The organism is Serratia sp. 4542 (assembly GCF_016805595.1).
GTDB classification, from domain to species: domain Bacteria; phylum Pseudomonadota; class Gammaproteobacteria; order Enterobacterales; family Enterobacteriaceae; genus Serratia; species Serratia nevei.
On the sequence record NZ_RXKV01000016.1, the window covers coordinates 172,542 to 186,605 of the forward strand.

General features: G+C 65.0%; 14 protein-coding genes. 6 read left to right on the plus strand and 8 right to left on the minus strand.

Annotated elements, in window-relative coordinates:
- Positions 1-61 precede the first annotated feature (61 nt).
- Positions 62-1,261, minus strand: a complete 1,200-nt coding sequence (locus EKL15_RS22140) for a cyanate transporter (RefSeq protein ID WP_100396603.1) — start codon at positions 1,259-1,261, stop codon at positions 62-64.
- A gap of 126 nt (positions 1,262-1,387) precedes the next feature.
- On the opposite strand from EKL15_RS22140, the gene EKL15_RS22145 reads away from it, so the two are divergent.
- The 4 genes from EKL15_RS22145 (at position 1,388) to EKL15_RS22160 (ending at position 5,336) form a co-directional block, all read left to right on the plus strand.
- The gene (locus tag EKL15_RS22145) at positions 1,388-2,242 is read left to right on the plus strand and encodes a LysR family transcriptional regulator (protein ID WP_070914487.1); all 855 of its coding nucleotides are present in this window, start codon (positions 1,388-1,390) and stop codon (positions 2,240-2,242) included.
- A gap of 127 nt (positions 2,243-2,369) precedes the next feature.
- On the plus strand, positions 2,370-3,758 hold the full coding sequence (locus tag EKL15_RS22150) for an amidohydrolase family protein (protein ID WP_100396605.1): 1,389 nt from the start codon (positions 2,370-2,372) through the stop codon (positions 3,756-3,758).
- A 100-nt stretch (positions 3,759-3,858) separates the two neighbouring features.
- Complete coding sequence (locus tag EKL15_RS22155; protein ID WP_060441240.1) at positions 3,859-4,410, plus strand: isochorismatase family protein; 552 nt, start codon at positions 3,859-3,861, stop codon at positions 4,408-4,410.
- Positions 4,411-4,412: 2 nt separating this feature from the next.
- Complete coding sequence (locus EKL15_RS22160; RefSeq protein WP_203090400.1) at positions 4,413-5,336, plus strand: GlxA family transcriptional regulator; 924 nt, start codon at positions 4,413-4,415, stop codon at positions 5,334-5,336.
- Here EKL15_RS22160 and EKL15_RS22165 read toward each other — a convergent pair.
- Positions 5,331-6,323, minus strand: coding sequence for an acyltransferase (locus tag EKL15_RS22165; RefSeq protein WP_100396606.1), 993 nt, complete (start codon positions 6,321-6,323; stop codon positions 5,331-5,333). The genes EKL15_RS22160 and EKL15_RS22165 overlap by 6 nt on opposite strands.
- 217 nt (positions 6,324-6,540) lie before the next feature.
- Between EKL15_RS22165 and EKL15_RS22170 the strand changes: the two genes are divergently transcribed.
- Positions 6,541-7,788, plus strand: coding sequence for an MFS transporter (locus EKL15_RS22170; RefSeq protein ID WP_038875940.1), 1,248 nt, complete (start codon positions 6,541-6,543; stop codon positions 7,786-7,788).
- Positions 7,789-7,841: 53 nt separating this feature from the next.
- Here EKL15_RS22170 and EKL15_RS22175 read toward each other — a convergent pair whose 3' ends face one another.
- On the minus strand, positions 7,842-8,468 hold the full coding sequence (locus tag EKL15_RS22175; RefSeq protein ID WP_047729542.1) for a LysE family translocator: 627 nt from the start codon (positions 8,466-8,468) through the stop codon (positions 7,842-7,844).
- A 121-nt stretch (positions 8,469-8,589) separates the two neighbouring features.
- Here EKL15_RS22175 and EKL15_RS22180 point away from each other — a divergent pair, with 121 nt between their 5' ends.
- Positions 8,590-9,501: a LysR family transcriptional regulator gene (locus EKL15_RS22180; RefSeq protein ID WP_100396607.1), complete on the plus strand. Its 912-nt coding sequence runs from the start codon at positions 8,590-8,592 to the stop codon at positions 9,499-9,501.
- A gap of 11 nt (positions 9,502-9,512) precedes the next feature.
- Here the strand turns inward: EKL15_RS22180 and EKL15_RS22185 are convergent, their stop codons facing one another.
- From EKL15_RS22185 to EKL15_RS22205, 5 genes are all read right to left on the minus strand, one after another.
- On the minus strand, positions 9,513-9,788 hold the full coding sequence (locus EKL15_RS22185) for a type II toxin-antitoxin system RelE/ParE family toxin (protein ID WP_033636570.1): 276 nt from the start codon (positions 9,786-9,788) through the stop codon (positions 9,513-9,515).
- A complete protein-coding gene (locus EKL15_RS22190; protein ID WP_041037283.1) occupies positions 9,788-10,048 on the minus strand; it encodes a CopG family ribbon-helix-helix protein in 261 nt (86 codons plus the stop codon). Before EKL15_RS22190 ends, EKL15_RS22185 begins: the two co-directional genes overlap by 1 nt.
- Positions 10,049-10,130: 82 nt before the next feature.
- Positions 10,131-11,972, minus strand: a complete 1,842-nt coding sequence (gene selB / locus EKL15_RS22195) for a selenocysteine-specific translation elongation factor (RefSeq protein ID WP_100396608.1) — start codon at positions 11,970-11,972, stop codon at positions 10,131-10,133.
- Positions 11,969-13,363, minus strand: coding sequence for an L-seryl-tRNA(Sec) selenium transferase (gene selA / locus EKL15_RS22200; protein WP_203090402.1), 1,395 nt, complete (start codon positions 13,361-13,363; stop codon positions 11,969-11,971). The genes selB and selA overlap by 4 nt, the downstream gene beginning before the upstream one ends.
- 68 nt (positions 13,364-13,431) lie before the next feature.
- The gene (locus EKL15_RS22205) at positions 13,432-14,037 is read right to left on the minus strand and encodes a glutathione S-transferase (RefSeq protein ID WP_203090404.1); all 606 of its coding nucleotides are present in this window, start codon (positions 14,035-14,037) and stop codon (positions 13,432-13,434) included.
- Between the last annotated feature and the right edge of the window lie 27 nt (positions 14,038-14,064).

Here is a 14,064-nt window from a genome sequence, read left to right on the forward strand (position 1 = left end):
TCGTTGTTATCGCCCAGAAGTAAAAGCAACGTCACTATAGGGAGCGGCAATGACAGAAATATTATTCGGCGAACGCCCGCCGGTAGCTGTGCGGATGGAAGCGCCAGGTGATGACGATCAGCACCACCACCAGCAGCGCATGGATCTGCCAGTCCAGCACGAAGCCGCCGCTGTAGTCGCGCAGCAGGCCGGAAAGGTAGGGCGTCACGCCCGCCAGCAGGAAGCCGACGCCCTGCATAAAGGCCACCAGTCGCCCGGCCGCCGCCGGCTGATGCAGGTGATCGAGCGCCAGCACCAGGCACAGCGGGAACGCGCCGCCCAGCCCCAGCCCGGAGAGCAGCACCCACAGCCACGGCAGCGTCTGCGGCAGGTAAATCAAGCCGATAAAGCCGATCAGTTGCATCATCAACGCCAGCAGCAGCAGCGGCCGCCGGTCATGATTGCGCGCCAGCGCCGGCAGCAGCAGCGCGCCTACGACCTGGCCGAAGGTCATCAACGCCAGCAGCGAACCGCTGGCCTGCGGCTGCCAACCGAGCTGCATGTAATACGGCGGCAGCCAGGCGATCAGGCTGGTATAGCCGCCGTTGATCAGGCCGAAATAGGCGCCGAGCAGCCAGGCGCGCCGGTTGCGCAGCAGGCTTGGCCCGCGGTTTTCACCCGCCGCGCTCAGGCGTGACAGCCCGCGGCTGACCGGCCACCAGGCCAGCAGCGCCACCAGCGCCGGCAATGCCCACCAGGCCAGCGCGCTGTGCCAGTCGTGCCCCACACTCATCAACCACGGGGTGATCGCCGCGCCCAACCCGCCGCCGCCCATCAGCGCCGCCGACCACAGCCCGGCCACCAGCGCCATGCTTTTGAGGAAATGATGCTTGATGATGCCGGGCATCACCGCCTGGATCACCCCGATGCCGAGCCCGCCCAGCACCGCGCTCATCAGCAGCTGCACGCTGCCGGGGGCCAGTTCGCGCCAGAGCGCGCCCAGCCCGATCGCCAACAAACTTAACGCCACGGCGCTGCGTTCGCTGAATAGCCGGTTGATGGCGCCACCCGCCAACGCCATCAGGCCCATCATCAAAACCGGCAGCGTGGTCAGCAGCGCCGCGCCGCCAAAGCTCAGCCCGGTAGCCTGGCGCAGCGTCGGCAGCAACGGGCCGATCGAGGTCAACAACGGCCGCATGTTCAGGCCGATCAACACCAGCGCCAGCAGCAGAGGGTTGAACCAGCGGCGCGAAGAGGATGAATTAACAGAATGATTTAACACAGTATATTCCTGGTACTGCAAAATGAAGAGTGCGGCGTCACAGCGCGATCGCCGCAGCGTTGCGTTACTGTAGGCAACGCCGCTAGTATTGGGAAATTAAATAATAAAATAGCCAACAGTGGGAAAATGAATCGCTACCCGATGTTCAATCCGCAGCTGCTGCTCAGCTTCGTCGCCGTGTGCGACAGCAACAGCTTCACCCGCGCCGCAGAGCGGGTGTTTTTGTCGCAGTCCACCGTTAGCCAGCAGGTGCGCCGGCTGGAAGAGATGCTGGGCAAGCCGCTGTTTGAGCGCTCCTCGCATCAGGTGCTGCTGACCGAAGAAGGCGTGAAGCTGTTGAGCTACGCGCGCCGCATCATCGCGCTGAATGAGGAAGCCCACGACGCGCTGACCGGCATCTGGCGCGACGGCGTGCTGCGGATCGGCATGCCGGAAGATTTCGCCGTGCCCACCACCGAGCTGCTGGCCGACTTCAGCCGTGAGCACCCGCACCTGCGGCTGGACGTCGCCAGCGGCCTGAGCGCCGATCTGCACAGCGCCTACGCGCGTGAAGAGCTGGATCTGATCCTGGTGAAACAGCGCCGCCGGCAACCGCCGCGCGCCGCGCGGCCGGAACCGCTGCTGTGGCTGGACAGCCTGGCCTTCCCGGCCATCGAGCAATCGCCGGTGCCGCTGGCGGTGTTTCCGCTCAGCGGCCTGTACCGCGACGAGCTGTGCCAGGCGCTGGACACCCTCGGCAAACGCTGGCGCATCGGTTACAGCAGCGCCAGCCTGGCGGCGCTGACCGCCGCTTCCGCCGCCGGGCTGGGCGTCACCCTGCTGCCGGCCGGCTGCCGCCTGCCCACGCATCGGGTGCTGGGCGAAGCCGAAGGATTACCGCCGATAGACAGCTTCGAACTGGCGCTCTATTACCGCGATGGCGCCCCCGCCGCCACGCTGGCGCTGGCCCAGCGGCTGGCGGTGTTTTGCGGGTTGAAATAAACGCCGGCAGACGCCGATCATTACCAAATCGAATAGTCACCAGTGGCAAATGTCGCTGCCAACCGGCCGGTTCCTCTCCTAAATTGGGGGATGTTTCACCCCTCACCTCTGGATTAAGGAACCGAACGTGGAAAACCCTCAACAACCGGGCCGCAGAGCCTTCCTCAGCCAAACCGGCAAACTCACCACCGCCTGCGCGGTGATCGGCCTGACGGGCGGCATGGCGCAGGCCGCGTCACCGGGCGACGGGCAGTGCGCACCGGCACCGATGACCCTGACCGATCGCCACTACTGCCTGAGTGAGGTGCGACTGGAAGACGGTTTTGAATACGACGGCGAAACGGTGATCGGCACCCGCACCGCGCTGTACACGCTGGAGATCAAAGACGGCAAGATCGCCGCCATTCACGCCGCCAACGCCTCCCTGCCCGCCGGCGTGCCCCGCTATCAGGCGCAGGGCCAGCTGCTGCTGCCAGCGTTCCGCGACATGCACATCCACCTGGACAAAACCTTCTACAGCGGCCCGTGGCAGGCGCCGCGCCCGCGCCAGGGCAAGACCATCATGGACATGATCGCGCTGGAGCAGACGCTGATCCCGAAACTGCTGCCCACCTCGCAGCAGCGGGCGGAAAACCTGATCGCCCTGCTGCAGTCCAAAGGCAGCACCGTGGCGCGCAGCCACTGCAATATCGATCCGGTCAGCGGCCTGAAAAGCCTGGAGCACCTGCAGCGCGCGCTGGAAAACCACCGGGCGGATTTCAGCTGTGAAATCGTCGCCTTCCCGCAGCACGGCTTGCTGCACTCCAGGGTCGATGCGCTGATGCGCGAAGCGATGCAGATGGGCGTGCAGTACGTCGGCGGGCTCGATCCGACCAACGTCGACGGCGCAATGGAGAAATCGCTGGACGCCATGTTCCAGATCGCCCTCGATACCGGCAAAGGCGTGGATATCCACCTGCATGAGACCAGCCCGGCCGGGGTCGCCGCCATTAACTACATGATCGCCACCGTGGAGCAAAACCCGGCGCTGCGCGGCAAGGTCACCATCAGCCACGCGTTCGCCCTGACTACGCTGACGCCGGGCGAACTGGCGGAAACCGCCACCCGGTTGGCGGCGCAGCAGATCACCATCGCCTCTACGGTGCCGATCGGCGGCCTGATGATGCCGCTGCCGCAGCTCAGCGACAAAGGGGTGTTCGTGATGACCGGCACCGACAGCGTGATCGACCACTGGTCGCCGTTCGGCACCGGCGACATTCTGGAGAAGGCTAACCTGTATGCCCAGCTGTACCGCGGCTCCGACGAGTATCACCTGTCGCGCGCCATGGCCATCTCCACCGGCGGCGTGCTGCCGCTGGACGATAAGGGCCAGCGCGCCTGGCCGAAAGCCGGCGACGCCGCCGAGTTCGTGCTGGTCAACGCCAGCTGTTCCGCCGAGGCGGTCGCCCGCCTGCCGGCGCGCAGCGCCACCTTCCATCAGGGGCGTCTGGTGGCCGGCCAGGTGAGCAAAGCCTAAGGTCGGTCCGCTGTTGTCATCATGATGGCCGTTTTTGGCCTTCTGCCAGAGTAAGGCGCGGCGCAAGATGGTCGCTACACACACTGGCGGAGGGCCGAAAATGTCACAGAGCGCGTTATTGATCATCGATGTCCAGCAATCATTCCAGCACCGTCCATTCTGGCAGGAGGACGATCTGCCGGCGTTTCAGCAGGCGCTGACCCGCCTGATCGCGGGCTGCCAACAACGCGGCGCGGCGCTGGTCGACGTGCTGCACGTTTCGCCGCAGGGGCCGTTCTCGCTGGCATCAGGCCACGTGCAGCGCCTGCCGTTCCTCACCCACCAGGCGGATATCACCGTGCATAAGCATGTGCACAATGCGCTGACCGAATCCGGCCTCGACGCCTGGCTGCGCGAGCGGGATATCAACCACCTGATCGTCTCCGGCATCCGTACCGAGCAGTGCTGCGAAACCACCACCCGGGTGGCGTCCGATCTCGGTTATCGGGTGACCTTCGTCACCGAGGCGACGCTGACCTTCCCGATGCGCCATCCCGACGGCGAAGTCTTTACCCCCGCGCAGCTGAAGCGGCATACTGAAACCGTACTGGTCGATCGTTTCGCCCGCATCGCCAGCGTGGATGAGGCGCTGGCGCAACTCGCACAGGAGTAACCATGTCGCAGGCCGTCTATTTTCTGCTGTTGCCCAATGTGCTGTCGCTGGACGTCAGCGGCCCGGCGGAAACCCTGCGCCTCGCGGGGCAGTTCAGCCTGCGTTATCTCAGCCCGTCGCCACAGATCATCTGCTCCATCGGCATGACGCTGAGCGGCCTGCAGCCGTTGCCCGAACGCTTGGAAGACGGCGCCATCCTGGTGCTGCCGGGCGTCGGCGATTCGCAGCGCTATTTCGCCGGGGAAGAGGCCGAGCAGGCGCGTCGCTGGCTGGCGACGCTGCGGCCCGATCTGCAGCGGCAGCGCATCACCCTGGTGTGCATCTGCTCCGGCGCGCTGCTGGCGGCGCAGGCCGGGCTGCTCGACGGCTATCAGTGCACCACCCACCACGACGTTATCGAGCGTATCCGCCGGCAGGCGCCGGCGGCGCAGGTGAAAGAGAACCGTATCTTCGTCGAAGATCGCGGCGTCTACACCAGCGCGGGCATCACCACCGGCATCGATTTGGCGCTGCACCTGGTGCACCGCCACTGCGGCTCCGGCCGGGCGCGCGACGTCGCCCGCGATATGGTGGTCTATTTCCGCCGCGCGGGGGACGATCCGCAGCTGTCGCCCTGGCTGCGCTACCGCAACCACCTGCACCCGGCGGTGCACCGCGCGCAGGACGTGATGGCCGCCGAGCCGGAGGCCGACTGGTCGGTGCCGCAGGTGGCGGAAAAAGCGCACGTCAGCAGCCGCCACCTGGCGCGGCTGTTTCGCAGCTACGTCGGCATCAGCGTGCGGGAATACCATGAGCAGCTGCGGCTGGCGGTGGCGCAACAGCGCCTGCAGCAAGGATATGGGTTGGAGAAGGCCGCGCTGGCGGCCGGCTTTTCTTCCGGGCGGCAGCTGCGCCGCGCCCAGCAGCGCCAGCGTTCGCCGCTATGATACCAGCCGGCGGGTATCCAGCCGCTGCAGGCCGACAGACAGCAGCAGGCTGAGCCCCAGCGCCACGCCGAACACCCAGAAGATATCCAGCAGCGGGTGGCCGGTGAAATCCAGGTGCCGGCTGCGCATCACGTTGACGATCAGGGCGTGAAAACCGTAGATCGCCAGCGAATGGCGGGAGAACGCGCTCAGCCAGCCGATCGGCTGCGGCAGACAGTGTTTCACCCACACCAGCAGCGCCACCGCCGCCATAAACACCAGCGGGCCGCTGTAGATATAGTAGGTATCGGCGAAGTTGCCGTTGATGAACAGCTGGTGCTTGGTGCCGCGCGCGATCAGCGCCACGCACAGCGCAAATCCCAGCGCCGCCAGCCAGCCCACGACGCGCCCGCGCGCCTCCATCATGCCAATCGCCCGCCCGGCCAGCGCATACAGCAGGTAGTAGAAGGTATCGCCGTAGATATACAGGTTAACCGGCAGCAGGTTCACGTTGCCGAAGGTCAGCTTGTCGGTATTCGGGTTGGCGATCGCCGCCAACACCACCAGCGCGGCGGCCAGGTAACGGCGCGACACCGGCTTGACGCTGATCAGCGGCGACAGCAGGTAAATCACCGCAATGGCATAGAAAAACCACAGATGATAAAACACCGGCTTTTGCAGGATGGCGCGCAGCGACGGCCAGAAGCCGATCTTGGTAAAGGCCGCGATATAGATCAGCGCGATGGCGCTGTAGAACAGAATGCAGCAGGCGATACGGGTGAAATGCCGCCGGCCGGCGCTCTTGTCGCCGAAGAACAGGTAGCCGGAAATCATGAAAAACAGCGGCACCGACACGCGCGACAGCGAGTTCAGCACGTTGGCGATATCCCAATTGTGCAGCCCTATCGCCGCGCCGTTGGTGACGTAATAGGTGGTGGCGTGGATCATCACCACCATCATGCACGCCATCGCCCGCAGGTTGTCTATCCAGCCGATTTTCTCGCTCAAACGCTCGCCCGATCTTGTGTCATATTGATATGTTAAGAAGAGGTTATCGGGCACGGCGTTCGGCGACAACCCAAAAGCGAAATATCAGAATGCACTTAAACAACACCTTATTATTGCGAAGGTGAACAATTGGCGGCAAAATAGCCGCCACAACTCGCTCAGTTTGCGCTTCCCGCCCTGGCAGTTCCTTTTTCTCTTTTACTATCAGTACAATAATATGAAAACGACATTACCACCTGCGGCACGTTTGGGCCGACAGGCGCTTTTATTCCCTCTTTGTCTGGTGCTGTTCGAGTTCGCCACCTATATCGGCAACGATATGATTCAGCCGGGCATGCTGGCCGTCGTGGCGGATTTCAACGCCGGCGAAGAGTGGGTACCCACCTCGATGACCGCCTATCTGGCCGGCGGCATCTTCCTGCAGTGGCTGCTCGGGCCGCTGTCGGATCGCCGCGGCCGTCGCCCGGTGATGCTGGCCGGGGTGGCGTTCTTTATCGTCGCCTGCCTGGCGATCCTGCTGGTCACCACCATCGAACAGTTCATCGCCATGCGTTTCCTGCAGGGCATCGGCCTGTGCTTTATCGGTGCCGTCGGCTACGCCACCATTCAGGAGTCGTTTGAAGAATCGGTGTGCATCAAAATCACCGCGCTGATGGCCAACGTGGCGCTGATCGCCCCGCTGCTCGGGCCGCTGGCCGGCGCGGCGCTGATCCACGTCGCGCCGTGGCAGAGCATGTTCGTGCTGTTCGCCGCGCTGGCGGCCATCGCCTTCTACGGCCTGTGGAAAGCGATGCCGGAAACCGCCACGCTGCAGGGCGAGGCGTTTTCCGCCGCCAACCTGTGGCGCGACTACCGCCAGGTGTTAGGCAACCGCCGCTTCCTGTGCGGCGCGCTGGCGATCGGTTTCGCCAGCCTGCCGCTGCTGGCCTGGATCGCCCAGTCGCCGGTGATCCTGATCAGCGGTGAGTCGCTGTCGACGCTGGACTACGGCCTGCTGCAAATCCCGGTGTTCGGCGCGCTGATCCTCGGCAACCTGACGCTGGCGCGCCTGACCGGCAAAAACAGCGTAGAGCGTTTGATTAAGCTGGGCGCAGGCCCAATGCTGTTGGGGCTGCTGATCGCCGCGCTGGCGACCCAGTTCTCCAGCCACGCCTACCTGTGGATGACCGCCGGCCTGAGCCTGTACGCCTTCGGCATTGGCCTCGCCAACGCCGGGCTGTATCGCCTGACGCTGTTCTCCAGCAACGTCAGCAAGGGCACGGTGTCAGCCACCATGGGCATGCTGAGCATGATGGTGTTCACCGTCGGCATCGAACTGGCCAAGGTCGCCTACGTCTGGGGCGGCAGCGGGCTGTTCAACCTGTTCAACCTCATCAGCGGCCTGTGCTGGCTGACGCTGGTGGCGCTGTTCCTCGGCAAACGCCGCAACGGCGACCCCACGCCGCAGCCGACCGGCGCGGCTTAAATGCCACGATAAAACGCCGGTCCGGTTTCCCGACCGGCGTTTTTTATGCGGCTTCAGCCGAACAGCCCCCACAGCGCATACCCCGCTCCCACTACCGCCACCCCCAACAGCAGCGACGCCGACAGGACAGAGATCGCCCGCCGCGCGTGCTGCAGCGCCATTCCCGACAGCAGGGTGATATAGGTCAGCAAGATGGCGAAGTCCGCCAGCACCCACAGCGCGGTCAGCAGCGTCAGGCTGGTGCCGATCGAGGGAGTGACGGCGATAAACTGCGGGAAAAAGGCGACGAAGAAGACAATGTCTTTGGGGTTGGCGATGCCCACCAGAAAACCGTTCAGGATCGCCGAGCGTTTTTGCGGCGGCGCAACGGGCTGCGCATCGGGGGGTCGCGCGGATAAATCCTCATACAGCGAGACGATCGCCATACGGCCGATAAACAGGCAACCCAGCAGGCCTACCCACTGCAGCATGCGCATATCCACGGCGAACAGCCCGGTGATAATCAGCGCGGCGATGCCGATCAGCAACAAGGAGGCCCCGTTGCTGCCCAGCGCGGTCAACAGCGCACGCCGGGCGCCAAAGCGCGCTGCGGTGTTGGCCACCATCGCCACCACCGGCCCCGGCGTGGCGATCAGCAACAAAATGGCGGCGAAATACGCCGCCAGTAACGACAGGTTCATCTTTATTTCACTCACATTCAGTCAGTTGGCGTCGCGCCATTATCATGCCGCCGCCCCCGCCTTGAAAAAGGAGTAATCCTGTCGTTTACTGTGAATCAGACTCATTATTAGAGACGCCGCGATGGCCAGTTCCCTTCCGCCGCTTTACGCCCTGCGCGCCTTCGAAAGCGCCGCCCGCACCGGCTCGTTCACGCTGGCCGCCGAGGAGCTGCATCTCACCCCGAGCGCGGTCAGCAAGCACATCAAAACGCTGGAGCAGCACTTCGGCTGCCGGCTGTTCCAGCGCAACGGCCCGCGTATCGAGGTCACGCCGCAGGGGAAAATCTTCGCCGCCGAGCTGCAGCAAGGGTTTGGCCGCATCGAGCAAGCCTGCGAGCTGTTCAGAAGCCACCGCGATCTGCTGCGGCTGAAGGCGCCCTCCACCCTGACCATGCGCTGGCTGCTGGACTGCCTGAGCCGGTTCAGGCAAACGGCGCAGGCGTTCGACGTGCAGGCAGCCAGCGTCTGGATGGACATCGACAGCGTGGATTTTTTCAGCGAACCCTACGACTGCGCCATCCTGCTCGGCAACGGTCATTTCGGCGCCAACACCGCCGCCGCCAAGCTGTTCGACGAATGGCTAATCCCGATTTGCGCCCCCGCGCTGCTCGCCGACGGGCAGCGCGATCTCGCCGCCTGCCCGCTGATCCACCCTTCGCCCGATCGGCGCGACTGGCGGCGCTGGCTGCAAAAAAGCGGCATCGCGGCCCCGATCGATCTTGCACGCGGCCAGGTATTTGATTCGCTGGAACAGGGCAACGCCGCAGCCATCGCCGGGCACGGCATCTCGATCGGGGATCTGGCGCTGAGCCTGCGAACCATTGAGGAGGGGTTATTGGCGCTGCCTTGTGACGCCGCCGTGCGCACCGGCGACGGTTACTATCTGGTTTGGCCGGCGGAGTCGGCGAAACGGCCGCTGATCGAACGCTTACAGGCGTTTCTCACCGCCCAAACGCCCGACGTCAGCCAGGCCGCCGTCAGGTTTATCGGCTAGGGGAATTCGGCCTATCGCTCTTCGCGGGTATGCCAAATACGCAGAACATAAATCGTTGCCGGCTGCACCTGGTAACGTATCTCATAGCGGCCGACCAGAATACGCCTCACCTCCTGCGGTAAAAACTCGTCCAACCTTTCACCCAAGCGAGGATTATCGAGCAACGCTTTAGGCGCGGCGACCAAAGCCTTCACCGAATTCGCTGCCGCAGTACGGTTAGCCAAAGCAAGAAACTCAAACAAACGCGCCAAATCCGATAGCGCCTTACTCGTCCATTTTAACTCCATCAGCGCGGTACCGGCAGCGGATCGTCACTGTCCAGGCTGGCAGCCCAGGCTTCTACCGACTCATGATCGATAACGTTTTGCTGTTCGACATCGGCCAGCGCCGCCAGCGTTAATCGACGGCGCTCTTCCTCTTGCTCAAGCCAGGCGGCGAGGGCTTGCTTCACTATCCATCCCCGTGAGCGGTCAAGTTTGGCGGCCATTTCATCCACCTTTTCAGCCAAAGGCAGCGGCACATGAGCGGTGATGACTTTCGTATTCATCGTCTTGCTCCTCAATACAATCGACATCAATCAAAGTGATTAAAGCTGATTATACTGCCATCAGAGAACAAAAAACACGCAATCAGTTGCCGAACAACCCGCCGTCGCGCAGCAAATGCTCGTTACCCTTGCGGCGGGTAAAACCGCTGCGATCGAAGAACTCCAGCACCTGGATCGCCAGCTTGCGCCCGACGCCGAGCCGATCGCGGAAGTCGGCGGCGTTGGCGCCGCCCCGCTCCGCATCCAGCTCGCGGATCAGCGCCGCGAACTGATCGATGCGTCGGCTGAGGTAATAGCGATCCACCACCACCGCCGTCACATGGCCCAGCTGAGCTGCCTTACGCAGCAGCGCCCGTACCCGGCTCTCTTCCTCGCCCAACTCGCTCGCCAGATCGCGCACCCACCACGGCTCGTCGCCGAACAGCGGTTCGATGCGCGCCCACAGCGGCGCCTCTTCGGCGCTGAATGCCAGACCGTGTTCCGGCAGATGCAGCCAGCCGCGCGTATTGCGCAGCGCACCGGCCTTCAACAGCCGATCGATCATCATAAACACCAACGCTTCCGGCTGCTGAGGCAGCGCCATGCGCCGCAGGCGGGCGCGCCCTAACCCCAGCTGGTCGGCGTGCTGTTGGTGGTACTCCGCCAGCACCTGCAGCAGCCGGCTCTCCGCCTGTTGCACCTGATCCTGCGCGAGCGCCCGGTCACCGACGATCAGCAGATCGCGGTCCGCCAGCAGTGCCGCCAGGCCGTCGTCGGTCAACTGACGCGCCCAGGCGAACGCCGCCAGCGACAGCGCGCCCTGCGGCAGCTCAAGCGCCAGCACCTGCGCATCGTCTTGCGCCTGCGCCAGAGCCTGCAGCCATGCCAGGTAGTGCGGCTGGCGCTTGCCGCGCTTGGGCGCGCTCAGCCTGAGCACCCGGGCCGCGCCCAGCGTTTGCCGTGCGCCGATGTCGCGCAGCACCAGCCGATCGTTCTCCGCCAGCCACAGCGGGCGATCGAGGATCAGTTCCGCCAACCCGTCGTTCAGCAGCGAAATGCGCCCGGTGATGTGGCTGGCGGCATGGTGCAGATGCAGCGGCTGCCAATGGCGGATCGGCCGATCCGCTTCCAGCGCCACCAGAATGCGTTCCGCCGCTTCCGGTGGACGCTGCGCCAGCAGCCAGTCGCCGCGCGCGATCCGGTCTTTATCGACATCGCCGCTGATGTTCAACGCAATGCGTTGCCCGGCCTGCGCCTGCTCCACGGTCTGATTTTGGGCGTGCAGGCCACGCACCCGCACCGGCGCGTCGGCGCCGGTCAGCCACAGCGAATCCCCCACCTGCACCCGGCCACCGAGCGCGGTGCCGGTCACCACCAGCCCCGCCCCTTTGACGCTGAACGCACGGTCTACCGCCAGGCGAAAACGGCGCGTCAGCGCGTGCTCGCCGGAGGGCAGCGCCAGCAAATGCGCGCGCAGCGCCTCGATGCCTTCCCCCGCCGCCGCCGCGGTAACAAACAGCAGCGCATCGGGCCAGCCCTGGCGCACCAGTTCGTCGCGCACCTGACGGCGTACCTCGTCGACACGCACCGCGTCCACCCGGTCGGCCTTGGTCAACGCCACCGTCAGCGCCGGGCGCCCGCTCAGGCGCAGGATCGCCAAATGCTCGCGGGTTTGCGCCATCACGCCGTCGTCGCAGGCCACCACCAGCAATGCATGGTCGATACCGCCGACGCCCGCCAGCATATTGGCGAGGAATTTCTCGTGGCCGGGCACGTCGATAAAGCCCAGCACCCGGCCGTCCGGCTGCGGCCAGTAGGCGTAACCCAGATCAATGGTCATGCCGCGGCGCTTTTCTTCCGGCAGGCGATCCGCGTTGATCCCCGAGATCGCCTGCAGCAGGGTGGTTTTGCCATGATCGACATGGCCGGCGGTGGCGATGATCATGAGGCGCTCAGCGCTTCGATCAGCGCCCCTTCCTGTTCCAGACAGCGCAGATCCAGCCACAGCCGGCCGTCGCCGAGGCGGCCGATCACCGGCTGCGGCAGGCGGCGCCAGCGTTCAGCCAGCGCCTCCAGCGTGGCGCCGCGGCCGTCGCGCGGCGTGAAGGTCAGCGCATAGCTGGGCAGGCGATCCACCGGCAGTGAACCGCTGCCAATCTGCGACCAGCACGGTTCGGCGCGCAGCTCGAAATCGGCGGTGAACCGTGGCGTCAGCGCCGCCAGCAGCCGCTCGGCCGCCTGTTGCATCTCCAGCTGCGGGCGGGTCAGCAGCCGCAGCGTCGGCAGCTGCTCAGCCAGTTTTTCCGGCTGCAGATAGAGCCGCAGCGTGGCCTCCAGGGCCGCCAGCGTCAGCTTGCCGACGCGCAGCGCGCGTTTGAGCGGATGCTGCTGCAGGCGAGCGATCAGCGCCTTTTTGCCGACGATGATGCCGGCCTGCGGGCCGCCCAGCAGCTTATCGCCGGAGAACGTCACCAGATCGACGCCGGCGGCCAGCAGCCGCTGCGGCATCGGTTCGGCGGGCAGGCCGTACTGCGCCATGTCGATCAGCGAGCCGCTGCCCAGATCGGTGGCGGTCGGCACGCCCTGTTCGGCCCCGAGCTGCGCCAGTTCGGCCTCGTCGACCGCCGCAGTAAAGCCCTGAATGCTGTAGTTGCTGGTGTGCACCTTCATCAACAGGCCGGTCTGCTCGTTGATGGCCTGGCGGTAATCTTTCAGATGGGTACGGTTGGTGGTGCCGACCTCCACCAGTTGGCAGCCCGCCTGGCGCATCACGTCGGGTATGCGGAACGCGCCGCCGATCTCCACCAGCTCGCCGCGCGACACCACCACCTCTTTGCCGGGAGCGATCGCCGCCAGCATCAGCAGCACCGCCGCCGCGTTGTTATTGACGATGCAGGCGTCCTCCGCGCCGGTCAGCCGGCACAGCAGATCCGCCACCGCCCGATCGCGATGGCCGCGCCCGGCACCATCCAGATCGTACTCCAGCGTCACCGCCTCCCCCATCACCGCGCTTACCGCGTCCTTCACCGGCTGCGCCAGCAGGGCGCGCCCGAGGTTAGTGTGCAGCACGGTGCCGCTGAGGTTGAACACCGGCAGCAAAGCCGGGCGTTGCTGCCGGGCCAGCTCCGCCCGCAGCGCCTGCGGCCAGTCGTCGCACCAGGCGGGTAAACGTTGCTGTTGCCTGATCGCGGCGCGCGCCTCGGCCTGCAGCCGGCGCAGCAGTTCGCCGATCAGCGTCTGGCCATGCTGCGCCACCAGCGGTTCAATCGCGGGTTCTCGCAGCAGGCGGTCAATGGCGGGCAGTTGGCTGTAAAGAAGGTAGGATTCAGTGCTCATGGTCGCTCGGTTTTCAGTTTAGACGTATCGGCATAGCAAAACCCCGCCGCGGCGGGGGAGAAAAAAGCTCAGGGAGGCGAAGTGCGGGCGAAACTTTCGCGGGCGAACAGGCGTTCGGCCAGCTTGACCAGCGCCGGGCGCTCGAGGCACCAGTTGGGCAGGATGCGGCGGAAATTGAGGTAGCCCAGCGCGCAGCCGGTGGCGATATCCGCCAGCGTCAGCCGCTCGGCATTGAGCCACGTTTTTTCCCGCGCCAGCGCCTCCAGCGCATCCAACCCCTGCGTCAGTTTGTCACGCTGGCGCAGCATCCAGTTTTCGTCCTGTTTTTCCGGCGCGCGCCGGCTTTCGCGAAACAGGGTCGCTGCCGCTTCGGTCACGCCGTCCGCCAGCGCCGCCACCTGGCGGACGCGCAACGCAGCGGCGCGATCGGCCGGCAAGAACGCCGGTTCCACCGCCAGCAGCTCAAGGTATTCGGCCACCACCGGCGAGTCGTAAAACACCTCGCCGTCATCGGCGATCAGCACCGGCACCTTGGCGAGCGGGTTCAGCTCCTTCACCCGGCTGCCAGGCTCATACGGCGGATCGTTGACGAATTCGAACGCGATCCCCTTCTCCAACAGCATCACGGAAATCTTGCGCACAAAGGGACTGGTGTAACTGCCGATAAGCTTCATCCGTTCTCCTCCGCTTCGTCCTGGCCG